This is a genomic window from Actinosynnema sp. NPDC023794 (assembly GCF_040639675.1).
GTDB lineage: Bacteria > Actinomycetota > Actinomycetes > Mycobacteriales > Pseudonocardiaceae > Actinosynnema > Actinosynnema luteola.
Genome location: NZ_JBFAFR010000012.1, coordinates 47,825 through 71,902 on the forward strand (window position 1 = coordinate 47,825; position 24,078 = coordinate 71,902).

29 protein-coding genes are annotated in these 24,078 nt (G+C 72.2%); 18 read left to right on the forward strand and 11 right to left on the reverse strand.

Annotated elements, in window-relative coordinates:
• Positions 1-158 precede the first annotated feature (158 nt).
• Positions 159-725, forward strand: coding sequence for a hypothetical protein (locus AB0H12_RS24115; RefSeq protein ID WP_499625441.1), 567 nt, complete (start codon positions 159-161; stop codon positions 723-725).
• Positions 726-887: 162 nt separating this feature from the next.
• Here AB0H12_RS24115 and AB0H12_RS24120 read toward each other — a convergent pair whose 3' ends face one another.
• The gene (locus tag AB0H12_RS24120) at positions 888-1,340 is read right to left on the reverse strand and encodes a MarR family transcriptional regulator (protein ID WP_499625442.1); all 453 of its coding nucleotides are present in this window, start codon (positions 1,338-1,340) and stop codon (positions 888-890) included.
• Between the two features lie 72 nt (positions 1,341-1,412).
• On the opposite strand from AB0H12_RS24120, the gene AB0H12_RS24125 reads away from it, so the two are divergent.
• Positions 1,413-1,742: a hypothetical protein gene (locus AB0H12_RS24125; RefSeq protein WP_230565250.1), complete on the forward strand. Its 330-nt coding sequence runs from the start codon at positions 1,413-1,415 to the stop codon at positions 1,740-1,742.
• Between the two features lie 34 nt (positions 1,743-1,776).
• Entirely contained in the window at positions 1,777-2,241 is a 465-nt protein-coding gene (locus AB0H12_RS24130; protein ID WP_499625444.1) for an anthrone oxygenase family protein, read from the forward strand.
• 3 nt (positions 2,242-2,244) lie between these two features.
• Here the strand turns inward: AB0H12_RS24130 and AB0H12_RS24135 are convergent, their stop codons facing one another.
• A complete protein-coding gene (locus AB0H12_RS24135) occupies positions 2,245-3,177 on the reverse strand; it encodes a helix-turn-helix domain-containing protein (protein WP_499625446.1) in 933 nt (310 codons plus the stop codon).
• A gap of 513 nt (positions 3,178-3,690) precedes the next feature.
• On the opposite strand from AB0H12_RS24135, the gene AB0H12_RS24140 reads away from it, so the two are divergent.
• The 14 genes from AB0H12_RS24140 (at position 3,691) to AB0H12_RS24205 (ending at position 16,482) form a co-directional block, all read left to right on the forward strand.
• Positions 3,691-4,149: a nuclear transport factor 2 family protein gene (locus AB0H12_RS24140; RefSeq protein ID WP_499625447.1), complete on the forward strand. Its 459-nt coding sequence runs from the start codon at positions 3,691-3,693 to the stop codon at positions 4,147-4,149.
• Positions 4,137-4,550, forward strand: coding sequence for a nuclear transport factor 2 family protein (locus AB0H12_RS24145; RefSeq protein ID WP_499625449.1), 414 nt, complete (start codon positions 4,137-4,139; stop codon positions 4,548-4,550). The genes AB0H12_RS24140 and AB0H12_RS24145 overlap by 13 nt, the downstream gene beginning before the upstream one ends.
• A gap of 36 nt (positions 4,551-4,586) precedes the next feature.
• Entirely contained in the window at positions 4,587-5,858 is a 1,272-nt protein-coding gene (locus tag AB0H12_RS24150; protein WP_499625451.1) for a beta-ketoacyl-[acyl-carrier-protein] synthase family protein, read from the forward strand.
• On the forward strand, positions 5,855-7,069 hold the full coding sequence (locus AB0H12_RS24155; RefSeq protein WP_499625453.1) for a beta-ketoacyl synthase N-terminal-like domain-containing protein: 1,215 nt from the start codon (positions 5,855-5,857) through the stop codon (positions 7,067-7,069). Before AB0H12_RS24150 ends, AB0H12_RS24155 begins: the two co-directional genes overlap by 4 nt.
• Positions 7,070-7,080: 11 nt before the next feature.
• Positions 7,081-7,329 (forward strand): acyl carrier protein, encoded by a 249-nt coding sequence (locus tag AB0H12_RS24160; protein ID WP_499625454.1) that lies wholly within the window; start codon positions 7,081-7,083, stop codon positions 7,327-7,329.
• On the forward strand, positions 7,319-8,113 hold the full coding sequence (locus AB0H12_RS24165) for an SDR family NAD(P)-dependent oxidoreductase (RefSeq protein WP_499625456.1): 795 nt from the start codon (positions 7,319-7,321) through the stop codon (positions 8,111-8,113). Before AB0H12_RS24160 ends, AB0H12_RS24165 begins: the two co-directional genes overlap by 11 nt.
• A gap of 14 nt (positions 8,114-8,127) precedes the next feature.
• Positions 8,128-9,030 carry an aromatase/cyclase gene (locus tag AB0H12_RS24170; RefSeq protein WP_499625458.1) on the forward strand — a complete coding sequence of 301 codons (903 nt, stop codon included), beginning with the start codon at positions 8,128-8,130 and terminating at the stop codon, positions 9,028-9,030.
• A 2-nt stretch (positions 9,031-9,032) separates the two neighbouring features.
• The gene (locus AB0H12_RS24175; RefSeq protein ID WP_499625460.1) at positions 9,033-9,959 is read left to right on the forward strand and encodes an MBL fold metallo-hydrolase; all 927 of its coding nucleotides are present in this window, start codon (positions 9,033-9,035) and stop codon (positions 9,957-9,959) included.
• 25 nt (positions 9,960-9,984) lie between these two features.
• Positions 9,985-11,514 carry a class I adenylate-forming enzyme family protein gene (locus AB0H12_RS24180; RefSeq protein WP_499625461.1) on the forward strand — a complete coding sequence of 510 codons (1,530 nt, stop codon included), beginning with the start codon at positions 9,985-9,987 and terminating at the stop codon, positions 11,512-11,514.
• A gap of 25 nt (positions 11,515-11,539) precedes the next feature.
• On the forward strand, positions 11,540-13,087 hold the full coding sequence (locus tag AB0H12_RS24185; RefSeq protein ID WP_499625463.1) for an acyl-CoA carboxylase subunit beta: 1,548 nt from the start codon (positions 11,540-11,542) through the stop codon (positions 13,085-13,087).
• A gap of 11 nt (positions 13,088-13,098) precedes the next feature.
• Positions 13,099-13,293, forward strand: coding sequence for a hypothetical protein (locus tag AB0H12_RS24190; protein WP_499625465.1), 195 nt, complete (start codon positions 13,099-13,101; stop codon positions 13,291-13,293).
• A 46-nt stretch (positions 13,294-13,339) separates the two neighbouring features.
• Positions 13,340-15,103, forward strand: coding sequence for an acetyl/propionyl/methylcrotonyl-CoA carboxylase subunit alpha (locus AB0H12_RS24195; protein ID WP_499625467.1), 1,764 nt, complete (start codon positions 13,340-13,342; stop codon positions 15,101-15,103).
• Between the two features lie 64 nt (positions 15,104-15,167).
• Entirely contained in the window at positions 15,168-16,064 is an 897-nt protein-coding gene (locus AB0H12_RS24200; protein ID WP_499625469.1) for a carboxymuconolactone decarboxylase family protein, read from the forward strand.
• A gap of 34 nt (positions 16,065-16,098) precedes the next feature.
• Positions 16,099-16,482 carry a MerR family transcriptional regulator gene (locus tag AB0H12_RS24205; RefSeq protein WP_499625471.1) on the forward strand — a complete coding sequence of 128 codons (384 nt, stop codon included), beginning with the start codon at positions 16,099-16,101 and terminating at the stop codon, positions 16,480-16,482.
• Between the two features lie 150 nt (positions 16,483-16,632).
• Here AB0H12_RS24205 and AB0H12_RS24210 read toward each other — a convergent pair whose 3' ends face one another.
• The 9 genes from AB0H12_RS24210 to AB0H12_RS24250 form a co-directional block, all read right to left on the reverse strand.
• Complete coding sequence (locus tag AB0H12_RS24210; RefSeq protein WP_499625473.1) at positions 16,633-17,493, reverse strand: alpha/beta fold hydrolase; 861 nt, start codon at positions 17,491-17,493, stop codon at positions 16,633-16,635.
• A 52-nt stretch (positions 17,494-17,545) separates the two neighbouring features.
• Entirely contained in the window at positions 17,546-18,652 is a 1,107-nt protein-coding gene (locus AB0H12_RS24215) for a Gfo/Idh/MocA family protein (RefSeq protein WP_499625474.1), read from the reverse strand.
• A complete protein-coding gene (locus tag AB0H12_RS24220; RefSeq protein WP_499625475.1) occupies positions 18,622-19,332 on the reverse strand; it encodes a ThuA domain-containing protein in 711 nt (236 codons plus the stop codon). Before AB0H12_RS24220 ends, AB0H12_RS24215 begins: the two co-directional genes overlap by 31 nt.
• A 276-nt stretch (positions 19,333-19,608) precedes the next feature.
• Positions 19,609-20,013, reverse strand: coding sequence for a hypothetical protein (locus AB0H12_RS24225; RefSeq protein ID WP_499625476.1), 405 nt, complete (start codon positions 20,011-20,013; stop codon positions 19,609-19,611).
• Between the two features lie 91 nt (positions 20,014-20,104).
• Positions 20,105-20,560 carry a S8 family serine peptidase gene (locus AB0H12_RS24230; RefSeq protein ID WP_499625477.1) on the reverse strand — a complete coding sequence of 152 codons (456 nt, stop codon included), beginning with the start codon at positions 20,558-20,560 and terminating at the stop codon, positions 20,105-20,107.
• A 182-nt stretch (positions 20,561-20,742) separates the two neighbouring features.
• Positions 20,743-21,399, reverse strand: coding sequence for a nucleotidyltransferase domain-containing protein (locus AB0H12_RS24235; RefSeq protein WP_499625479.1), 657 nt, complete (start codon positions 21,397-21,399; stop codon positions 20,743-20,745).
• A gap of 90 nt (positions 21,400-21,489) precedes the next feature.
• A complete protein-coding gene (locus AB0H12_RS24240) occupies positions 21,490-22,476 on the reverse strand; it encodes a hypothetical protein (protein ID WP_499625480.1) in 987 nt (328 codons plus the stop codon).
• On the reverse strand, positions 22,473-22,826 hold the full coding sequence (locus AB0H12_RS24245; protein WP_499625482.1) for a GntR family transcriptional regulator: 354 nt from the start codon (positions 22,824-22,826) through the stop codon (positions 22,473-22,475). Before AB0H12_RS24245 ends, AB0H12_RS24240 begins: the two co-directional genes overlap by 4 nt.
• A 10-nt stretch (positions 22,827-22,836) precedes the next feature.
• Positions 22,837-23,115 (reverse strand): universal stress protein, encoded by a 279-nt coding sequence (locus tag AB0H12_RS24250; RefSeq protein ID WP_499625484.1) that lies wholly within the window; start codon positions 23,113-23,115, stop codon positions 22,837-22,839.
• A 162-nt stretch (positions 23,116-23,277) separates the two neighbouring features.
• Here AB0H12_RS24250 and AB0H12_RS24255 point away from each other — a divergent pair, with 162 nt between their 5' ends.
• Complete coding sequence (locus AB0H12_RS24255) at positions 23,278-23,733, forward strand: DoxX family protein (protein ID WP_499625485.1); 456 nt, start codon at positions 23,278-23,280, stop codon at positions 23,731-23,733.
• The last annotated feature ends 345 nt before the right edge of the window (positions 23,734-24,078 follow it).

Below are 24,078 nucleotides of genomic sequence, written 5' to 3' on the forward strand. Positions count from 1 at the left end.
CGGTCCGGTCACGGCGGCGACACCGCGGACAACGAGAATTGCGGCTCCACCGCTCGCGACACCCACGGAAAGTGTCCTGGTATTTCACCTCTTCGGCGCGGTGGCGCGGAGTTAGAGTGGCGATTCATCTGCCGTTCCGGATTCGCGGAGGCGCTTCGATGGGTACCGGTGGGATCAGGGATTCGTGGTCGGGCCTGCGGCGGGCCGTCGCGGGCGTCGTCGTCGCGGTGACGGCCGCGACCGCGCTGGTGGCCGTCGCACCTACGGCCCAGGCGGCGGGCGCCGAGCTGCTGTCGTGCGTGGGCAGCGGCGCCAACACCTACCAGCCCGGTGTGACCGCGCAGATCAGGCCCGTCACGATCACCTCGCGCGCGGACTACGGCCCGTGCGTGTCCAGCGGGTCGCCGGCGATCACGTCCGGCGGGTATGACGTCGTCGTGACCGGGCTGATCTCCTGCCTGGCCGGGAGCGTCTCGATCATGGTGACCATCACCTGGAACACCGGCGAGACCACCACCGTGGCCGCGGCCGGGGTGGTGGTGCTGCGTCCGGCCAACGAGACCGTGGTCGTGTACCAGGGCAGGGTGACCGCGGGCCGGTTCACGGGAGCCCTGGTCGTCATGAACGCGGTGGTGCTCAACACCACGCCGCAGCAGTGCTTGACGCCGGAAGGCGTCACCAGTTCCGGCGGCCCCGCCGACATCGTCATCACCCAATTGGCCTGACGCCGTCTTCTCCCACGCGGAGGACGCGACGGGAATTCGGTGGGAACCGCCGGTTCCTGATAACCGCTCGAGAACAATGACGACCGCCGATCGCCATGCGGAAATACGCGACCTGTCCCGGGGGAGGTCCCCCGGTGGGCGACCGCCGCCCCCTCACCGACGTCAGCCGTCGCCGGTGAGGGGGCGCATCAGCGCGGTCAGGGCCTCGTCGAGCCGGCCGGCCAGGGCCGGGCCGGTGGTGGCGACCAGGCGGGCGTCCACGGTGGCGGCGAAGGCGGTGGCTTCGGCGAGGACCCGGGTGCCGCCCTCGGTGACGGTGAGGATGTGCCGTCGCCGGTTGATCGGGTCCCGCCTGCGCCGGAGCAGTTCGCGCTGCTCCAGGTGATCGACCAGGCGCACGACCATGCCGGGCGTGACCTGCATGAGCGTGGCGACGTCGTCCTGCGTGCGGGCCAACCCGCGGTCGACGACGTCGAGCACGCCGAGGTGCTTCGGCGTCAGGCCCGCCTCCTTGAGGTGCAGCGCGAACTCCTTCTGCACGACCGCTCCGAGCACGGTCAGCCGGAAGGCCAATGAGTCGGAGAGTCGCCCTTCCGGGTGCGTTGTCGCTTCCATGTGGGTACTGTAGCATCACTCAACAGTTGAGTGAGTACACAGTTCAGGGGTGACACAATGACCGTCCTACTCGTGTTGAACACACTGGCCGCGCTGCTCAGCGTGGGGTTCGCCGCGGCGGCAGGAGCTCGGCCGGCGTCCATGAGCGGCTCCACGACCACTTCGGCCGCCGAGCGGTTCTACGCCTACATGTACGCCGCGCGTGCCGTGCCGCTCGGCCTCGTCGCCGCGGTCCTGCCCTGGTTCGAGCGGGGGAGCGGGGTCGCCTGGTTGCTCTTCGTCGCCGCCGCGATCCAGCTGATCGACGTCGGCATCGGCGTCTGGCGCAAGGAGAAGGGGCTGATGGGCGGCGGCGCGGTGCTGGCGGTGATCCATGCGGTCGCCGGGATCGCCATCCTGTAGTGCACTGGACGGGTCCGAGAGGAAGGTGCCCGGGGTGAAGTCGATCTACGCGATCTCCATCGTGCTGTCGTTGCTCGCCACCGGGCTGTACGCCGGGTTGTGCTTCGGCATCGCGTTCAACCCGGGCGTCGCCACCATGGGCCCGAGCGCCTACGTGTCGTACTGGCAGGCGGTGAACCGGGACTACGGGCGGTTCGTGCCACCGTTGTTCGTGGTGGGGATGCTGGCGTCGAGCGCGGTCGCGGTGCTCAGCTTCAGGAAGGACCCGATCGTGCTGATCGCCGGCATCCTCGCCGCGGTGGCGATGCTGGCGGGCATCATCCTCACGATCACGACCCTGGTGCCGTTGAACGTGCTGGCGGACAGCTGGGTCGGTTCGATCCCGGACTCGTGGTCCGCGCACCGCGACAGCTGGCGCCGCTTCCACCTCATCAGGACGGTCGTGGCCACCGCGGGGTTCGCCGCCGCCGCCGTCGTGCCGGTGGCACAGCTGAAGTAGCCCTCAGGGTTCGGTGGTCGACGGCGCGCTGCGGTTGCGGCGGTAGTCGGAGGGGCGCTGGCCGGCTTCCCGCAGGAACGCGTTGTTGAACCCGCGCGAGGTGCCGAACCCGCACAACCGGGAGACCTGCGCGATGGTCAGGTCGTCCCGCCTGCCGTCGCCGAGGATCTCCTGGGCGCGCGCGATGCGCATCCGGCGGAGCGCCGTCATGGGCGGTGTCCCGTCGTCGAAGAGCTGGAACAGGCTGCGGCGCGAGATGTTGAGGGCCGCCGCCACGTCCTCCGCGCTGAGGTCGGCGCGCGAGAGGTTCTCCCGCATGACGGCCAGTGCCCGTCCCCGGAGCGCGGGCCCGGTCTCCGTCAGCTCGACGTCGTCGCCCAGCGCGCTGCGCACCAGCAGCTCGACCAGGCTGACCAGGAACGGCCCGGCCGCCGGGGTCGCGCACCGCGGTGTGTGCAGGATCCTGGTCGCGGACTGGACGAACAGGTCCACCAGGTCCCGGTCGACGGGTAGCGGTGAGAACATCGCTCGCCGGAGCACCTCGACGTCCACGGTCAGCCGCGACGAGTCGATGTCCACGATCAGCTGCCGGTCCGGCTTGTCCCACAGCACGCGCCGCGGCTCGTCGTGGAACTGGAGGTAGAGCGAGCCGGGACCGATCTCGTGCGCGGAGTCCCGCGCGTCGATCCGCGCCCCGTTGCTGCCCGAGAGGATGAGCTGCACCCGGCCGCCGTCGATGCCGTCCGCCCGGCGGCGGTCGACCAGGAACGCCCCCGCGTCCATCCGGCCGGCCACCACACCCGCCTCGCCGACCCAGTGCCCGGTGTAATCGGCCTGGAAACTCGGCTCGGCCACAATCAACGGCATCCCGCTCTTGCCGTACCGAGTGCTCTCGGTCAGCTCATTCCAATAGTCGAGCCGCTCGACCGGGTCCACGTTCCGGTTGTGAATCCTGATGAATCTTGAACGCTCCGCCGGGACCTGCCCCCCAGAAGCTCCCTCGCGCATTGGTACCTCCCCGCACCAGTGTCGCAGTGGTCGTCGGACCAGGTCATGGTAGCCACGGGCGGGCGTCGAGAGCGGGTGAATCGAAAAACTGCGCCAAGATCGGTTCTGGGCGCGCGGCGCCGTCGCGGTGCGGACGCACGCGACAAATAATGAGAATTATTCGGAACAGTCGGTGATCGCACTTCGCGTGGTGGCCTGGCAAAGATCGCCACCTGCTCGGTCCGGCACGCGTGCGCCTGCCGGAACAGGCCTCCCACCTGCGCCGACTCCCCTCAGTGCCTGGGGTTCGACACGCGAGGTGAACAGGAGTGCAGGATTGGCGAACTCCAGTGCAAGGCGATTGCCGTCGCCGGACACCGCGCCATAACGTCGCCGACAACATTGACGAGCCGAACCTCCGGCTTACCGCCATGAACGACCGACGACCGAATCCGGTGGCACATGACGACCTTGAAAATGATCCGACCGCCCGCTCGGGCGGAGGTGTCGCTGCACGAGGAACTCTCCCGGTTCTACGTGAACCACATGGGCGCGCTCGACCGGGGCGACACGGCCGCGTTCGCCGCGGATTTCGTGCCTGAAGCGACCTTCGCGGCGAGCGGATTCGACCGACTCGTGCACGGGCGCGGCGCGATCGAGGCGGCGGCCGCGGCCGGCGTCGAGCAGCGGGCCCGGGACGGCATCACCCACCGGCACCTGGTGTCGATGCTGCGGGTCGTGCCGCGCACCGCCACGCTTGCGCGGGCGAGCAGCTACGTCCTCGTCGTCGAGAGCGGCACGGGCACGCCGCCCGTCATCTACGCCAGCACGCTCTGCGAGGACGTCCTGGTGCGGCGTGACGACCGCTGGCAGGTCCGGGCCCGCAAGGTGACCCGCGACGACAAGCCGTGGCAGTCGTGATGGGCGGGGACGACCGGACCGCGGTCGAGCAGTTCTACGCCGAACAGGTCCACGCGCTCGACCGGGGTGACTTCGACGCCTACGGCGACACGTTCGACGCGGACGCGGAGTTCGTGATCGACGGTCTCCGGACGCTGCGGGGACGTGCCCGGATCGTCGAGCACAGCCGGGTCCTCCGGGACGCCAGGTCCGCGCGCGGCGCGGTCCAGCGGCACTTCATGGCGAACTGCGCCATCACGTCGAGCGGTGACGACATCCGGGTGCGGGGCACGGTGCTGGCGGTGGAGTCCGTCGTGGGCCAGGGCTCGCGCATCACCGGCGTGATCGAGTTCGCGGACCTGCTGCGGGGCCAGGGGATCGCGGGACACCGGGTCGTGTCGCGGACCGCGAAGCCGAGCTGACCGATCGTTGATCTCGAGGGGGACGTGGGGTTGAGCATGAGGAGCAATCGAAGGGTCGTGGTGTCCGGCATCGGTGTCGTGGCGCCCGGCGCACCGGGGCGGAAGAACTTCTGGGACCTGATCTCCGAGGGGCGCACCGCCACCCGGATCATGACGTTGGTCGATCCGACGCCGTTCCGGTCGCGGGTCGCGGCCGAGGTCGACTTCGACCCGGCGTCGTGCGGCCTGAGCCCCGCCGAGGTGGCGCGGCTGGACCGGGTCGGGCAGTTCGCGCTGGTCGCGCTGCGGGAGGCGGTCGAGGACAGCGGGATCGACCTGGGCCAGGGCGATCCGGGACGGACCGGCGTCGTGGTCGGGACCGCGGTCGGGTCGACCCCGGCCCTGGAGTCCGAGTACGTGCGGATGAGCGGGCACGGCGGCGCCTGGGAAGTGGACGAGTCCAAGGCGAGCCCGCACTACTACGACTACTACATCCCCAGTTCCATCGCCGCCGAGCTGGCCGTCGAGGTCGGCGCGGAAGGGCCGGTCTCGGTGGTGTCCAGCGGGTGCACCTCCGGGCTCGACGCCGTGGCGCACGCGGTCGAGCTCGTGCGGGAGGGAACGATCGACCGGGCCGTGTGCGGTGCGTCCGACGCGCCGATCTCGCCCATCACGATCGCCTGCTTCGACGCGATCAAGGCCACGACCCCGCGGCTCGACGAGCCGGAACGGGCGTTGCGGCCCTTCGACAAGAGCCGCAACGGGTTCGTGCTCGGCGAGGGCGCGGCGATGTTCGTCATCGAGGAGCTGGAGTCGGCCCGCCGGCGGGGAGCGCCGGTCTACGGCGAGCTCTCCGGCTTCGCGAGCCGGTGCAACGCCTACCACATGACCGGGTTGCGCCCGGACGGCGTGGAGATGGCGGCGGCGATCACCGCGGCCCTGGACCAGGCGGGCCTCGCGCCCACCGACATCGGGTACGTCAACGCGCACGGGTCGGGCACCAAGCAGAACGACCGCCACGAGACCGCCGCGTTCAAGCTCGCGCTCGGCGAGCACGCCTACCGCACCCCCGTCAGCTCGATCAAGTCGATGGTCGGCCACTCGCTGGGCGCGATCGGCTCCATCGAGATCGCGGCCTGCCTGCTGGCCCTGCGGCACCGGTTGCTGCCGCCCACCGCCAACTGGAGCGAGCGCGACCCCGAGTGCGACCTCGACTACATCCCGGTCCACGCCAGGGAAGCGTCTCCGGAGCACGTGCTCAGCGTGGGCAGCGGGTTCGGCGGGTTCCAGAGCGCCATGATCATCTCGAAGGCGGGTGCGACGCGATGAGACCGCACATCACCGGCCTCGGCGTCATCACGCCGTTCGGCATCGGCGTCGACCCGTACTGGACCGCGCTGCTGGAGTCGGCCAACGCGATCGGCCCGATCACCCGGTTCGACGGCGGCAAGTACGCCACCGGGATCGCCGGCGAGCACTCCGGGTTCGACCCGAGGGACCACCTGCCCGTGCGGCTGCTGCCGCAGACCGACCGCGTCACCCAGTTCGCGCTGGTCGCCACCCGCGACGCGCTCGACGACGCCGCGATCCCGGACGGCGCCTACCCCGAGCACGCCTCGGCGGTGGTGACCGCGAACAACGGCGGAGGGTTCGAGTTCGCGCAGAAGGAGATGCAGGCGCTGTGGTCGCGGGGCCCGGCCCACGTCAGCGCGTACCAGTCGTTCGCCTGGTTCTACGCGGTCAACACCGGCCAGATCTCCATCCGGCACAACCTGCGGGGAGCCGCCCGCGCGCTGGTCACCGACGACACCGGTGGCATGGAGGCGATCGGCCAGGCACGACGGCAGTTGCGGCACGACTGCGAGCTCGTGCTCGCCGGCGCCGTGGACACCAACCTCTGCCCGTGGGGCTGGTCGGCCTACACGAGCTCCGGGCTCATGGCGACCGATCCCGATCCGCGCACGGCGTACCGGCCGTTCTCGCCGCACGCCGACGGCTTCGTGTCCGGCGAGGGCGGGGCGATCATGACGGTGGAACGTCCCGATCGCACCGGTTCGCGCGCGGCCTACGCCGAGATCGCGGGCTTCGCGTCCACTTTCGACGGCGTGGCGCGGGACGGCCGCGGCCTGGAGCGCGCGATCCGCGTCGCGCTGCGCGACGCCGAGGTGGACCCGGGCGACGTCGACGCGGTGTTCGCCGACGGGTTCGGCACCCGCGACATGGACGACCGCGAAGCGCGGGCGATCAACGCCGTGTTCGGCCCGGGAGGCGTCCCGGTGACCGTGCCGAAGACCGGCATCGGCCGGCTCGGCTGCGCGGGCAGCGCGCTCGACGTCGCGACGGCGTGCCTGGCGATCGCCAAGCAGGTCGTCCCGCCCACACCGCGCTACCAGCTCTCCGACGCGGCGAGCGCGCTGCGCGTCGTCGACCACCCGGCCCCGGGCCGGGTCCACACGGTCCTGGTGCTCGCCAGGGGCCGCGGCGGCTTCAACTCGGCGATGGTGCTGACGAAGCCGCACACCGAACTCGACTCCGACTGAGGGAGAACGCAATGAACATCCACACCCTGACCGCGGTGCTCCGCAAGGTGGCGGGCGAGGACGAGACCCTCGACCTCGCGACCGACGTCCACCCGGACACCTCGTTCGACGACATCGGCTTCGACTCCATCGCGTTGCTGGAGGTGCTGAACCTGCTCAAGCGCGAGCACGGGGTCCAGCTCGACGACGACGTCCTGGAACACGCCAAGACCCCGGCCGCCCTGCTCGACGTGATCGAGGAGGAGCGCGATGCTGCCTGAGCACACCACCGACGACCGGGTCGCGCTGATCTCCGGCGGCACGAGCGGGATCGGCCTGGCGATCGCCAAGCGGCTGGGCGCCGCCGGCCACCGGGTGTTCCTCGGCGCCCGGGACGCGCGGCGGGTCAAGGAGACCGTCGCGGAGCTCGCCGAGCTCGGCATCACCGCCGACGGCCAGTCGTGCGACGTGCGGCACGAGTCGCAGGTCGAGTCCTTCGTGGCCGCGGGCGTCGCGGCGTTCGGGCCGGTCACGACCCTGGTGAACAACGCGGGCATCCCCGGCGGCGGCGTCACCAGCGGCCTGTCGACCGAGCTGTGGGACAACGTCGTCAACACCAACCTGCGCAGCGTCTTCCTGATGTCGCGGCACGTGCTGACGACCGGCGGGATGACCACGCGCGACGCCGCCCAGATCATCAACATCGCCTCGACGGGCGGCAAGCAGGGCGTCGTCCTGGGCGCGCCCTACAGCGCCTCCAAGCACGGCGTGGTGGGCTTCACCAAGGCCCTCGGCCTGGAGCTGGCCGGCACCGGCATCACCGTCAACGCCGTGTGCCCGGGCTACGTCGAAACCCCGATGGCGCAACACGTCCGAGACAACTACGCCCGGATCTGGGACGTGTCCTCGGCCGACGTCCTGGCCAAGTTCGAGGCCAAGATCCCGCTCGGCCGCTACAGCACGCCCGACGAGGTCGCGGGCCTCGTCGAGTACCTCACCACACCACTGGCCGCCTCCATCACCGCCCAGGCGCTCAACGTCTGCGGCGGGCTGGGCAACTACTGACGCGAGGTCACGCAATGGACACCACGCACGACATCACGATCGACGCCGATCCCCGCGAGGTCTACGCCCTGCTCGCCCACGCCGAGCGCTGGCCCGAGCTGTTCGAGCCGACCATCCAGGTCTCGCACGTCGAGCACCGCGGCACGACGGAGACCTTCCGGATCTGGGCGAGCGCCGGCGAGGAGGTGAGATCGTGGACCTCGGTGCGCGAGCTCGACCCCGGGTCGAGCCGGATCACCTTCCGCCAGGCGGTGCCCGCGCCGCCGATCGCGTCGATGAGCGGCACCTGGGTCGTCGAGGAGGACGGCCCCGGGCGGACCCACCTCCGGCTGCGGCACACGTTCTCGGCGGTCGACGACGACCCGGAGGCGCTCGCCTGGATCGAGAAGGTCACCGACGAGAACAGCCGGACCGAACTGGCCAACGTCAAGGCCGTCGCCGAGCGGGGGAGGGGCGAGGTCCGGACGTTCGCCGACTCGGTCCGGATCGCCGCCGGGGCCGACGCGGTGCACGCGTTCCTGTGGGAGGCCGAGCACTGGACCGACCGGTTGCCGCACGTCGCGGCCGTGCGGCTGGACGACTACGGCACGCACGACGTCCAGTCGCTGCGGATGACGACCCTGTCCAAGGTGGGCGAGCACGAGACGATGTCCATCCGGATCACCGAGGGCACCAGCCGCATCGGCTACAAGCAGCTCGACCTGCCGCCGCTGCTCGACCTGCACCTGGGCAGCTGGACCATCCGGGCCGGGCAGGGCGAGACCGTGCTCACCTCCGAGCACACGATCCGGCTGCGCCCGGAGGTCGCCGGGGACCAGGCGAGCACCGCGGCGAACCTGGCCAAGGCGCGCGACGCGCTCAGCGCCAACAGCATGGCCACGATGCTGATCGCGAAGTCGCTGCTGGAGGGGGTCTGACCGTGTCACTCGTGCGGATCGACCTGCCACCCGCGCCGACGCCGGTGGAGCTCGCGCCGGGGGTGTTCGCCTACCTGCAGGAGCACGGCGGCTGGTGCGTCAACAACTGCGGTGTCCTCGTGGGGGCGGAGGGCACCACGGTGATCGACACGTGCGCCACCCGGGACCGGACCGAGGCGCAGCTCGCCGCGGTCCGGGCCCTGGCCCCGCAGCCGATCGACCACCTGGTCATCACGCACTTCCACGGTGACCACGTCTTCGGGGGGTGCCGCTTCCCGACGGGCACGAAGGTGGTCGCGCACGTGGAGGCGGCCCGGGAGATGGCGGCGAGCGGCCTGGGGCTGACCGGCCTGTGGCCGGACGTCCGGTGGGGTGAGCCCGCGGTGCGGCTGCCCGACCTCACCTACGAGGACCGGCTGGTCCTGCACGACGGCCGCCGCACCGTCGAGCTGATCCACGTCGGGCCGGCGCACACCCGCGGCGACACGGTCGTGTGGCTGCCCGAGCAACGCGTGCTGTTCGCCGGTGACGTGATCATGTCGGGCCGCACCCCGTTCCTGCTGATGGGGTCCGTGACCGGGATGCGCGCCGCGGTCGGGACGCTGCGGGACCTGCGGCCCAGGGTGGTCGTGCCGGGCCACGGACCGGTCGGCGGTCCCGGGCTGCTGGACGACACCGAGCGGTACCTGGACTGGTTGGACGGGGTCGCGAGGGCGGGGCGGCGCGAGGGCCTGGCCCCCGCCGCGGTCGCCGAGCGCGCGGATCCGGACGAGTTCGCCCGGTGGGGCGAGCCGGAACGGCTGGTCGCGAACCTGCACCGCGCGTACGCCGAGCTCGACGGCGCCGGGCCGGGCGCGCCGCTGGACGTCGTCGCGGTGTTCGCGGAGATGGTCGCGCTCAACGGCGGGTTGCCGGAGTGCTTCGCATGAGGACGAACTGGTGATGGGGGACGTCATGGACGACACGATGCGTTGGCCGGCCGCCGGGCGGTCCTGGGTGGCGGCCGAGCCGCTGCCCGACCCGCGGCCGGCCGCGGTGGACACCTTGCTGACCCAGGCCGTCCACGCCGGCGCCGACCGGCCGGCGGTGCAGGTCGGCGCCGACACGCTGACCTTCCGGGACTGGGACGACGTGGCGTCGTCAGTGGCCAGGGCGCTGGGCTCGGCCGCACCCGGTCGCGGTGTGGTCGGTCTGGTGGCCGACCTCGACCCGGTGTTCCCGGCCTACTACTACGGGGTGATCCGCAGCGGCAACGTCGTCGCGCCGATCAACCCGCTGCTGCCCGCGCCGGCCGTGGCCCACGTGCTGCGGCTGGCGATGCCCTCGGCGGTGCTGGTCTCCGAGGCCGGGCTGGACGCCCTGCGCGCCAAGCTGGCCGAGCAGGGGCTGCTCGACCTGGTCCAGGAGGAGGTCCGGGTCGACTTCGGCCGGCTGCTCCGGCTGCGGACCGGCGCGCCGCCCGCGCTGCCGGACGACACCGCCGCGCTGATGTTCACCAGCGGGTCGACCGGCAGGGCGAAGGCGGTCGCCTACAGCCACCACAACGTCCTGACCAACGCGGCCCAACTCGCCGACGCCCACGGGCTCGCCGCTTCGGGCGGGCTCGCGCACAGCAGGCCGATCTTCTACCCGATGCACATGAACGCGTCGGTGCTGGCGGGCGTCCGCCAGGTCCTGGTGGGTCATCGGCGGGTGCTCGACTCGGTGCTCGCCGCCGACGAGGCGCGGGCGACCCACCTGTACTCCCTGCCGGTGCGGCTGGAGCAGTTGGCGGCCGACCCGGCGTTCGGCTCGGCGCGGGTCCGGCACCTGCGCATGGTCGGCTCCGGGAGCACCGCGCTGTCGGAGAAGGCGGCCACCCGGATCGGCTCCACGCTCGGCATCCCCTGTTGGCAGGGCTACGGGCTGTCCGAGACCACGTCGCTGGTCAGCACGGAACGCGCCGGCCACGACCGGGTCGGCTCGGTGGGCGCGCCCGTGCGGGACGTCGCGGTCCGGATCGCCGCGCTGGACGACCCGACCGCGCAGCCGGCGCCGACCGGGGTGGCCGGGCAGATCTGGGTCTCGGGCCCGATCGTCATGCAGGGCTACCTGGGCGGTTCGGGCGTGACCCCGGTGAGACCCGGCTGGTTCCCGACCGGCGACTACGGCACGGTGTCCCCGGACGGCCTGCTGACCGTGATCGACCGCATCGGCGACCTGGTCCGCAGGGACGGTGAGGTCATCTCGCCGTCGTCGGTCCGCCGGGCGCTCGAAGCCCACCCGGACGTGGCGGAGTGCGCGGTGGTGGGCGTGCCCGCGACCGACGGCGCCCCGGCCCGGCTCGCCGGGTTCGTCCGGACGACCACCGACACCGCACCGGACCTGCCCACCGCGGACCTGGACGTCCTGACGGTGGTCGAGTCCCTGCCCCGCCTGGCCAACGGCAAGGTCGACAAGGCGGCGCTCGTCGCGCTCGCACAGCAGAAACGGCTGCCCGCCTGACGGCGCGCACCAAGAGGGGGGAAGCATGGCGCACGACGCGCTGGGGAAGGTCGTCGAGCTGAAGCGGGAACTGCTCGACGACGATGACGAAGCCGCACGGCGGCAGCGGGGCAAGGGCAAGCTGACCGCCCGCGAGCGGATCGCGCTGCTGCTCGACGAAGGGTCGTTCCAGGAGATCGAAGGCCTGCGCCGCGCCCGGCACGCGGGTCTGGGCCGGGCGGACCACCGCCCGCTCACCGACGGCGTGGTGACCGGCTGGGGCACCGTGCTCGGTCGGACGGTCTTCGTCTACGCCCAGGACTTCCGCATCCTGGGCGGCGCGGTCGGCGAGGCACACGCGGAGAAGATCCACAAGGTCATGGACCTCGCCGTGGAGTCCGGCGCACCGCTGGTGTCGCTCAACGACAGCGCGGGGGCCCGCATCCACGAAGGCGTCGCGGCGCTCGCCGGGTTCGGCGGGATCTTCCGGCGCAACGCCAAGGCGTCCGGCGTCATCCCGCAGATCAGCGTCATGCTCGGCCCGTGCGCCGGCGGCGCCGCGTACAGCCCGGCGCTGACCGACTTCACGTTCATGGTCCGCGGCATCTCCCAGATGTTCCTCACCGGGCCGGACGTGGTGGCGACGGTGACCGGCGAGCGGGTCACCATGGACGAGCTCGGCGGCGCGGACGTGCACAACCGGCTCTCCGGCGTCGCGCACTTCGCCTACGACGACGAGCGGTCGTGCCTGGAGGACGTCCGGCTGCTGCTGTCGATGCTGCCCGCCAACAACCGGGAGCAACCGCCCGCCCTGCCATCGGCCGATCCGGTCGACCGCCGCGCCGAGGGGCTCTACGAGCTGGTGCCCGCTGACGGCAACCGGCCCTACGACATGCGGGCGGTCGTCGAGGAGGTCGTCGACGACGGGTTCGTCCTGGAGGTGCAGGAGGGCTGGGCGACCAACGTCATCTGCGCGTTCGCCCGGCTGGGCGGCCACGTCGTGGGCGTGGTGGCCAACCAGCCGTCGGTGCTGGCCGGCGCCCTGGACATCGCGGCGTCGGAGAAGGCGGCGAGGTTCGTGCAGACCTGCGACTGCTTCAACATCCCGATCGTCACGTTCGTGGACGTGCCCGGCTTCCTGCCCGGCGTCGGCCAGGAGCACGACGGCATCATCCGGCACGGCGCGAAGCTGCTGGCCGCCTACTGCAACGCCACGGTGCCGCGCATGTCGGTGATCGTGCGCAAGGCCTACGGCGGCGCGTACATCGTCATGGACTCCCGCTCGATCGGCGCGGACCTCGTCCTGGCGTGGCCGGGCAACGAGATCGCCGTCATGGGACCGGAAGCGGCCGTCGACATCATCTTCCGGCGCGACATCGCCGCCGCGAACGGCGACCGCGAGGCGGTCCGGCAGCAGAAGATCGACCTGTACCGCGCCGAGCTCATGCACCTCTCCTACGCCGCCGAGCGCGGACTCGTCGACGACGTGATCGACCCGGCCGACACCCGGCAGGTGCTCGTCCGAGGCCTGGAGATGCTGCGTTCCAAGCACGCCGACCTGCCGCTGCGCAAGCACGGCAACACACCTTTGTAGGGGGAACGACCATGGTCGACGAGACGGTCCTGCGGATCGAGTCGGGCACGCTCGACGAGCTCGAGCTGGGCGCCCTGTCGGTGGTGCTGTGCCTGGCCGGCCGGCGACCACCGGACGACGTGCGGCCCCTGGCCGCGCCCCGGTGGCTGTACCCGGAGCGGGCGGCGGTGTTCGTGCCGCCCAACAGCTGGCGAAGCGCGGGGTAGCGGTCGGTCCGAGCGGACCGACCCGAGCACAGAGAGGGAGTCGCAGGTGCACAAGGTTCTCATCGCCAACCGGGGCGAGATCGCGGTCCGGGTGATCAGGGCGGCGCGCGACGCGGGGATCGCCTCCGTCGCGGTGTACGCCGATCCGGACGCCGACGCGCCGTTCGTGTCGCTCGCCGACGAGGCGTTCGCGCTGGGCGGCCGGACCGCGGCCGAGTCCTACCTGTCCGCCGACCGGATCCTGGAGGTCGCGCGGCGGTGCGGCGCCGACGCGGTCCACCCGGGCTACGGCTTCCTGTCGGAGAACGCGGACTTCGCCCGAGCCGTCCTCGACGCCGGCCTGACCTGGATCGGGCCGAGCCCGCAGGCCATCCGGGACCTCGGCGACAAGGTGACCGCGCGGCGGATCGCGGAGCGGGTGGGCGCCCCGCTCGTCCCGGGCACCGGGCGTCCGGTGGCCGACGCGCGGGAGATCGTCGAGTTCGCCGAGCGGCACGGCCTGCCGGTGGCCATCAAGGCCGCCTTCGGCGGTGGCGGGCGTGGTCTGAAGGTCGCCCGTTCCCTCGACGAGATCCCGGAGCTGTTCGAGTCCGCGACCCGGGAAGCGGTCGCCGCGTTCGGCCGCGGCGAGTGCTTCGTGGAGCGGTACCTGGACCGGGCGCGGCACGTGGAGGCGCAGGTGCTGGCCGACCGGCACGGCAACGTCGTCGTGCTCGGCACGCGTGACTGCTCGCTGCAACGACGGCACCAGAAGCTGGTCGAGGAGGCGCCGGCGCCGTTCCTGACCGACGATCAGCGGCGACTGGTCCACGACTCGGCCAAGGCGATCTGCCTGGCGGCCGGGTACTCCGGGGCGGGCACGGTGGAGTACCTGGTCCAGGGCGAGACCGTGTCGTTCCTGGAGGTCAACACCCGGTTGCAGGTCGAGCACCCGGTCACGGAGGAGACCACCGGCGTCGACCTGGTGCTGGAGCAGTTCCGCATCGCCGAAGGGCACCCGCTCGAGCTGACCGAGGACCCGGCGCCGCGCGGGCACGCGTTCGAGTTCCGGATCAACGGGGAGGACGCCGGCCGGGGCTTCCTGCCCACGCCCGGTCGGATCACCCGCTACCGCGAACCGGGCGGTCCGGGTGTCCGGGTCGACTCGGGCGTGGTCGCGGGCAGCGTGGTCGGCGGACAGTTCGACTCGATGCTGGCCAAGCTCGTCGTGTGGGGTCCCACCCGCGAGCAGGCTTTGCGACGGGCGCGCCGCGCGCTGCGCGAGTACGAGGTAGAGGGGATCGCCACCGTGCTGCCCTTCCACCGCCACGTCGCGGACGACCCGGCGTTCACCGGGCGGGGTTCGTTCGACGTGCACACCAAGTGGATCGAGACCGAGTGGCACAACCCGGTCGAGCCGCACCCGCAACCGGCCACCGTCGAGGAGCTCCCGCGCCGGCGGCTGGCCGTGGAGGTGAACGGCCGGCGCGTCGAGGTGTCCCTGCCCGCCGACTTCACCACGCTCGTGGACGGCGCGGCACCGGCCGTGACGCCCGCCAACCAACCCCGCCCGGCCGCGCGCAAGCGCGCCAACGGCATGACCCTCGTGTCCGGCGACGCGATCGTCGCGCCGATGCAGGGCACGGTGGTGAAGGTCGCGGTGTCCGAGGGGCAGCAGGTCGAGGCCGGTGACCTCGTCCTGGTGCTGGAGGCGATGAAGATGGAGAACCCGGTCACCGCGCACAAGGCCGGCGTCATCACCGGGCTGACCGCGGAGCCGGGCGCGTCGGTCACCCCGGGGACCGTGCTCGCGCAACTCGGGGAGCGGTGAACGCCTGGCGGAGCGGCGAGGTGGTGTTGACTTCGAGCGCGCGCGAACACCTAGCGTCGCCGGCATGACCAAGTCAGAACACGGCACCGCCGTCAATCGACGTTCGCTGCTGGCAGCCGGTGCGCTGATCGGGGCCACCGGGGTGGCGACCGCGCCGCGAGCATCAGCGGCGCCCGAGGCGTCGGCGGCGTCGGGCCGGTACGCGAGGGGTATGGCCGTCCTGCGGCAGGTCTCCGGTGACCGAGGCGCCGAGGTGATCAAGTCGCTGTCGGACATCGCACCGGATCTCGGCCGCTACATCGTCGAGTTCGCCTACGGCGACGTCTACGCACGGCCGGGACTGGACCTGCGGCAGCGGCAGCTGGTGACCATCGGAGCCCTGGCCGCGCAGGGCGACACGGCGTCGCAGCTCCGGTTCCACCTCGACGCGGCGCTCCGGGTCGGGCTGAGCCCCGTCGAGGTCGTGGAGGCGCTGATCCACATCGTCCCGTTCACGGGCTTCCCCAGGGCGCTCAACGCGGTGCAGGCCGCCCGCGAGGTGTTCGCCGACCGGGGGATCGCGTTCCAGCCGCCGGTGCGGACCGACGAGCGGGACCGCTACGCGCGTGGCGTGGAGAAGCTGGTGGAGGTCGACGGGCAGCACGGGCTGGACGTGGTCGAGTCGTTGCGGGACATCGCACCCGACCTCGGTCGCTACGTGGTCGAGTTCGCGTTCGGCGACGTGTACCACCGGCCGTGGCTCACGATGCCGCAGCGGCAGCTGGTGACCATCGGCGCGCTGACCGCGTTCGGTGACACCGCACCCCAGCTCCGGGTCCACCTCGGCGCCGCGCTGCGCGTGGGACTGAGCCGGGCACAAGTGGTCGAGGCGCTGATCCACGTCGTGCCCTACGCCGGCTTCCCCCGCGTGCTCAACGCCGTGACCGTGGCCAGGGGCGTGTTCGAGCAACTGCCGGGTTGACTTCGAGCGCGCTCCAACTCCTACCGTCGACCGCGTGAACGACACGAGCGTGCTGTCCATCGCGGAAACGGTCGAGGTCACCGGCCTGACCGCCCACACGTTGCGCTACTACGAGCGGATCGGCCTGCTCGACCCGGTCGGCCGCGGCCCGGACCGCAGGCGTCGCTTCCGCAGCGCCGACCTGGCCTGGCTCGGCTTCCTCACCCGCCTGCGCACCACCGGCATGTCCATCCGGGACATGCAACGCTTCGCCGAGCTGCGCAGGCGGGGCGACGTGACCGCGCCGGAACGCTTGGAGCTGCTGGAGCGGCACCGTGACGCGGTCCGGCGGCGGATCGCCGAGCTCTCCGACTGCCTGACGTCGTTGGACGCGAAGATCGACCACTACCGGACGCTGAGCGCCCCCGGCGGGCACTGACCCGCGCGGCCGTCGAGCCGGTCACGATCCGGCCAGGTCGGAGCGGTCCGGTGACGTCGAGGTGCACGCGGCCGGCTCGGGCGTGCGCGCTGCCTTGGGTGGCGTGCCGGCTCGTCCGGCGTTGTGGCACTGCCTGGTCGTGTTCGGCGGTCACGCGTCCGGTGGCGTGGTCGGCAGGTCGAGCATCGCGGCGGCGACCTGGTCGGCGGCGGTGTCGGGGAGGGTGGTGGCCGCGTCGTCCAGGACGAGCAGCCGCGCGCCGGGGATCTGGGCGGCGAGCGCTTCGCCGTTGCCGACCGGGAAGAACAGGTTCTCGCGGCCGTGCACGACCAGCGTCGGCACGGTCAGGTCGCCCAGCCGCTCGCGCCACCGAGGCGCGCAGTCGAGTCGGGCGAACACCATCCCGAGCTGGTTCGCCTCGTGCGCGGCAGTGGTGTTCGACGGTGTGCGGTCCCAGATCCGCGCCGCGGTCGTGCGCGCCTGCTCGGGGTCGTCGCCCAGCAACGCCGCCCGTTCGGCGGCGAACGCGGCGACCGCGGCCCGGTCGCCCCAGTCGGGCCCCGGGAGGGAGAACAGCGCGCCCATCGTCGCCGGGTGGTGATCGGGCAGGTCCTCGTCGACCGGGCCCGGCGCGACCGGGCGCGTCCCGACCAGGGTCAGCGCCGAGAACACCCCCGGGTGGTCGAGTGCCGCGACCTGCGCGACCATGCCGCCGACGCCGTGACCGCCGAGGTGCGCGGCGGTGGCGCCGAGCGCCTCGACGAGCGCCGCGGCGTCCGCGGCGAGGTCGCGGAGCGTGTAGCCGGGCGCCTCCGGGTCGACGGTCGTGGAGCCGCCGCAGTCGCGCAGGTCGTAGCGCACCACCCGACGTCCACCCGCCGCCAACCGCTCGCACAGCGCGTCCGGCCAGGACAGCATCGTCGTGCCGCCGGCCAGCAGCACCAGCGGATCGCCTTCCCGGCCGAAGAACTCCACGCCGAGCTCGACACCGTTGGCGCGCAATGAAGGCATGCGCCACGGTAGCAAGGGTCGACCGACCACAACGGACCCGGTGACCCGCCCGTCAGCGGTTGAGGGACCACTCCTCCGCGGGCGTGAGCGGAACCGGTGCCGGTCGCTCGACCGTGGTCGTCAGGTCGATCCTCCGTCCTTCTTCCGCGGCGCGCAGCACGGCGGTCATCGTTTCGAGCACGTGCAACGCGAGGTCCCCGCCCGCGCGCGGGAGTCGGTGTCCACCGGCCGTCACGAGGTCGAGCAGGCCGATGCCGCGGCCCGCTCCGGCGTAGCCCGCGCTCGGGGGCAGCGCCTCCCAGTCGGTGCCGCCCAGCGGGAACAGCCGTGTCACGCCGTCGAAGTGGTTGGGGTCCGGGACCGCGAGGGTGCCGGTCTCGCCGTGCACCTCGATCGGCACGGCGGTGGTGGTCACGCCGTCGAAGCTCGTCGTGATGGTGGAGAGCGCGCCGCCGACGTGTTCGAGCACGCCGGAGACGTGGCTGGCGACCTCGACCGGTATCCGCTGACCCGTCCGGGGGCCGGACCCGATGACGCGCTCGTCGCGCAGGCGACCCGCCGCGCCGATCACCGCGCGCACCGGGCCGAGCAGGTGGACCAGCGCGGAGATGTAGTACGGCCCCATGTCCAGCAGGGGACCGCCGCCCGCGGTGTAGTAGAAGTCGGGGTTGGGGTGCCAGCGCTCGTGCCCCGGCGTGACCATCACGGCCGACGCGGACAGCGGGCGTCCGATGAGCCCGCGGTCGATCGCCGCGCGCGCGGTCTGCGTGCCCGTGCCGAGCACGGTGTCGGGGGCGCAACCCACCCGGACGCCGGCCGCCGCGGCCCGGTCGACGATCGTCCGGCCGTCCGCGAACGTCACGGCGAGGGGCTTCTCGCCGAACACGTTCTTGCCCGCGTCGATGGCGCGCAGCGCGATCCCGGCGTGGGCCGCGGGAGTGGTGAGGTTGAGCACCGTGTCGACGTCCGATCCGTCGAGCAGGTCCTCGACGCTGACCGCTTCGGCGCCCGGGAGCTCGGCGGCGACCGCGGCCGACCGGCCGGCGTCGAGGTCGGCGACCGCGGTGATGCGCACCGCGGGGTGGGCGCCGAGCGTGTTCAGGTAGGCGCGGGAGATGACCCCGAGACCTACGATGCCGACGCGGTGCGGGTCGCCCACAGCATCCCCCTCTCGATGACGGTGCGGACGCCGGGGTGCTCCAGGACGTCCAGGCTGTGTCCCGGGGTCGTGACCACGATCCGGCCGGCGCCCCACCGGCGGGTCCAGATCGCCGGGCAGGTGACCGGGCGGTGCCACGGTTGCCACGCCGGGGCCGGGTGGGTCGTGGTGGCCAGCACGTCGATCAGGTCGTCGTGCAGCACCCAGTACTGCTCGGTGACCAGCTCGAAGTCCTCGATGCCCGCGGTGATCGGGTGCTCGCGGCCGAGCGCGGTGATGTTCACGGTGTGCGGCAGGAAGTTGTCCTCCGGCCCGCCCGTGCGCTCGGACCGCTGCTTGCCGGGGTGCGTCGCGAACTGGCCACCCACCAGGTGCAGGTAGTCCGACGAGGCGCGGAACGAGTCCGCGATGCCACCGTGCCAGCCGGTGAAGCCGGTGCCCGCCTCGACCGCCGCACGCAGCCCGGCCAGCTCGTCGCCGGTGATCTCCGACATCGTCACGCACTGCACGACCAGGTCGGTGTCGGCCATCTCGGCGGCGTCGGCGTACACCTCGGTCGACTCCTCGACCCGCACGGCGTAACCGCCGCGCTCGAGGAACGGGATGAACAACCCGGTCGCCTCGACCGGCCGGTGACCTTCCCACCCGCCACGGACCACGAGCGCCTTCGGCTGTCTCACGCCACCCCCACGAAACCGCTCTTCGACGCCCCCTGAGCCCGCGGCGGCGACGGGTCGGCACCGGACTCGGCCCACCTGACTTGATCGTATCCGTGTTCCCCACCCGGATGTCGACATCCCGCTACGCCGAGGGCGGTCCGGCACGACGTCGCCGGCCGGCCGGTCTGCGCCCTGACCAGGCACTACCCGGCCACTTGGCAGGTTTCCGCCACAACCTCGGCGACGACCGGATGGCGGGATGCGCAGTCCCCGGCGCCCCACCGTGACCGGGTGGGCTCACCACGCGGAAGCGGTCCCGCGGTGATGGGCGGGGACCGCGCGCGTGGCGTAGTACCCGAGGAGCGCCGAGACGGCCAGGCGCACGCCGACGTTGATCCACACCCCGGCGGCGGCCCGGTCCTGGAAGAACGCGTACGCCTCGACGGCCGCCGTCGTCAGGTGGAACACGATCAAGGTGACGGCGACCAGTCGCAGCGCCCGGGGGTCGGCGAGCCGACTGGCGCCGAACGAGAGGACCGCGATCGCGATCTCCGCCGAACCCAGCATGTGCGGGACCAGGAACGCGCCGCCTGGCACCTGGACGTCGACCGCGGCCGGAATGGCGGCGGGCGCGGCGATCAGGACGATCCCGGCGGCCAGCGTGACGATGCCGTGGGCGACGAGCAGCCTGGCGAAGTTCATGGCACCCCTTCAATTCAACGTGCGATGAGTTTAGTCGATCGCCGGGGTGATGGGCCGACCGCGGTGCTCGCACGTCGCCGGGAGGTGTGGGTCAGGAGCGGAAGAGGGCCTCGGCGTCCAGCTTCCCCCAGCCGTAGCGGGGGTTCCACACCGGACCCGTCGTGGCGTCCCGACGAGCGGTGATGCGCAGGCGTTGCTGGACTTCCTCCGGGGTCAACCTCGGTTCCCGTTGCAGCATCAGGGCCACGACCCCCGCGACGAAGGGCGTCGCCATGCTGGTGTCCTGGATGGTGACGTACTTCCCCGACGGGTGTCGCCGCGCCGCCAACCGGGGCGACGTCGCCATGTCCGAACCCGCCGACAAGGCCGCTGTCACGACCTGGCCGGGCGCGACGACGTCCGGCTTCTGCACGCCGATGCGCGTGGGTCCCTGACTGGAGAACGAGGACAGGGCGTCCACCGCCGGCCCCGGCAGCGTCGAGTCGCCCTGGGGAGCGAGCCGACCGGCCACCCGCGCCGCCGCGTGACCGGGCCGAGTCGCGGTCACCGGGACCGGTGCCGCCGGTGCTCGTTCGAGCAGAAGCGCCAACTGGGCGACTTGATCACCATCGAGGGCTCGGAGACGGAGCAGTCGCGGCACGACCGCGTCGACCACCCGGCCGGCGACCGGGGGAGCGGTCCGGTGGACTCCCGACCACCTGCGGGCCGGCCACCTCGTCCAGGTCGGCCCTACCCCGTGAGGGGCTGGAGGTGGGCGAGCCAAGGATGTCCGGGGTGCACGCGGGCGAGGAGACCGGCGAGCGTCCGGCGCTGAGCCGGGGACAGGTGCGGGACGGTGTTGTCGAAGTCCGCCTGGTCCTTCACTCGAGCGTGCTCGGCCTTGAACAACAGGACGAGTTCGGGCGCCAGGTACGGGATGCCGTCGCGGGTGTGGAGGATGACGTCGCGGTAGGGGAGCCGGATCGCCTCGTCGCGGCGGCAGATCCAGGTGTCGCCGTCGTGCGGTTCCCGGAACACGTCGAGCAGGTAGTCGCCGGTGGCCGGATCGCGCAGCCAGGTCTGGTGCGTGGCGGCCAGCACGTCCGGTGTGGCGTCCTCCCAGATCCGGCCGCTGCGCACCGCGTCGAAGGCGTAGCCGGGGAAGCGGGCGCGCACCTCGGGGAAGGCGGCGGCCGGGATCGCGATCTCGATGTCCCCGTGCGCCCGCGTCCGGACGCCGAGGAACAGGTCCAGCGCCCAGCCCGCGGCCACGCACCAGGGCGTGGCGATCCCGGCCAGGCGCCGCGCGACGGCGTCCGGGGTCCAGCTGGACGACCACCTCGCGTCGAGGGCGTCGATCTCGGCGGGCGACAGCTCGATGCCGCCACCGGGCAGTCGCTCGTTCATCGGAGGAACCTATCGGCGGGCCCGGAGACCCGCGGCCGTGGTCTTCCGCGAACGGTGCGTTGGCAGGTGTCACACGGTCGCGAGGCGAGGCTAGGCCGGGTGCCGGCGGTGACGCAGGCCGTTGATCAGCGCGGCCAGGGTGTCGGCGTCCTCGCAGCCCACGGTGAACCTGCTGCCGTCGGCGAACACCAGTCGCACGGCCGGGCCCGGGGCGGGCGCCATCATGGTGCCGTAGCCGTGGAGCACCCCGGCCGCCAGCCAGTCCTCGGTGGACAGCGAGGAACTCGTGGCGTGCTCGACGGCGGTCAGGGGGAACTCGCGCCGGAACAGCCCGATGGCCACGCGCACCGCGTGTTCGTCCACCGCCAGCCGGTACCGGCTGCCCGCCAGCGTCACCACGGCGGTGAGCACCGCGACCAGACCGACCGCCGCGAACCCGCCGCCCAGCCACAGCCCGAACACCACCGCCATGACGACCCCGATCAGCGCTTGCGCGGCGGCGGCCCACACCGCCAAGCGCAGCACGCGCTGTTCGCTCCACAACACCCGCTCCCCGTCGGCCAGCGGCAACCGGACGACGTCCGCGGGCGGCGAACCGGCCGCGGGCAGTCCGGAGGAACGCCGCCCGGCCAACCAGAAGGCGAGCGCGCCGACCGCCAGCACCGCCACCGGCAGCCCGATGACGAGAGGCGTAGACGGCGCCCGCACTTCCTCGGGGCTCCGCGCGTCCAGGGCCGGGGCCAGGACGAGGAGCAGGGCGCCGCTCAACGCGGTGACCAGCACCGCCACCACGAGCTGCGCCACGGTGCGCGCCCAGTGCACGGCCGGGGCGGGCAGCAGCCGGGCCAGGAAGAACACCACCACCCCCAGCAGCCACAGCCCGGTGATCACACCCAGCCCGACGGTGATCAAGGGCTCGGTGGCCAGCGTGGTGAGCACCGGCCTGCCGGCCCCGCCCTTGTTGGGGATCCGCTCGGGCAGTCTGCCGACCCAGCCCGACACCACCACGGCGGTGGCGCCCAGCACCGTGCCGGGCAGGAGGACGAGGCCGGTCAGCCACCGCAGCACCTGGTTCACGCGAACGCCTTCCTGATCAGGACGACGACCTCGTCGGCGCCCATGCCGATTCGCCGGGCCGCCGCCGCGACCTCGCGCACCGCGTCGGCCAGTCGTGCCCGTTCACCCGTCGCCGCCGAGGTGACGACCGCGCCACGTCCGCGCCGCAGCTCGATCAGCCCTTCGTCCCGCAGGGTCGCGTAGGCCCGCAGCACGGTGTGCATGTTCACCCCGAGCGAGGACGCGAGCTCCCGGGCGGGCGGCAGCCGCTCGCCCGGGCTCAGGGTGGCGCTGATCAGGGCGTTCCGGACGCAGGCGGCGATCTGGTCTCCCAGCGGGGTGCTGCTGGTGGGGTCGACCCGGAAGAGCATGTTCTAATTCTTATAGAACAACTCGTGATTGGTCAACCGGCTTCACCCGGTCGAGCAGGGTCGCCGTCAGCGACCGGTGCCGGTGCGTCCCGACCACGACCACCAGGGCGTCCTGCTCCTCGGCCACGGTGACCAGCAGCCGCACCGGATCACCGTCCGACGCGTGATAGGTCCAGTTCCCCGGGTGGTCGGCCGGCGCTCCGCGGACCCGGGCGCGCAGGTGTTCGAGCGCCTCGCGCGCGTGGCCCTCCCGGACCTCGACCGCGACATCGGGGTCCTCCGCACTCACCGCACCACGATCGCGCCGGCAGCCCGCGATCGCAGCCCGGAGCCGCCGAGGAACACCCCGGCGGCACGGCATCGTGCTGGTACCGTGATCCGACATCGCCGGCCGACCTCGCGGACGTCAGTCGAGCGGAGCGACCGATGGATCGCGTGGGGGTGAACGCCCGTGAACCGGAAGGCCGTGTGGTTGAAGGCGGACGGGCCTGCCGCGGTGATCCTGATCCGGCTGGCGGTCGGTGCGGTGTTCTTGTCCGAGGGCATCGGCAAGTTCCTGTACCCGGATGAGCAGGCCGCGGGGCGGTTCGCGAAGATCGGGATCCCGGCTTCGGAGTTCTTCGGCCCGTTGTCCGCCGTCGCGGAAACGACGTGCGGGGCGCTGTTGCTGGTCGGTCTGCTCACCCGTCTGGCCGCGCTGCCGATGCTGGTCACCATGGTGTTGGCGCTGGCGCTGACGAAGGTGCCCATCCTGTGGGGCGGCTCGGCCGACAAGCCCAAGGCGGACGGCCTGTGGGACATGGCGCACGAGTCGCGCACCGACTGGGCGATGCTGCTCGGCCTGGGGTTCCTGCTCGTCGTGGGACCGGGCCGCTGGTCGCTGGACGCCGTGCTCCGCCGTCGTTAGGTGTGCAACTGTCGTCGCACCTGTACTGGATCAGGCCCGCGCCCGCGCTCGTCGAGTTGTTGCCGATCGCGGCGCGCATCCCGGTGTGGGTGGCCACCACCCTGTTGTAGTAGCCGCTGCCCGGTGACGCCGCGATTCGGAATCGTTCGGACTCGCGGCGGGTGCTGCTTCGTCCTCGGCGACCTTGTAGCCGCGAAGCTGATGTCGAGGATCCGGTTCGCCTTCCGGATCCCGGAACGGGTACCCGCCGGAGAAGTCGTCGATCAACGCGAGAATTCCACTGTGGAGGGTCGTCTGACCGTTTCGTTCCGCGGTGACGTCGTGACAGGTGAGTCACGACCACGG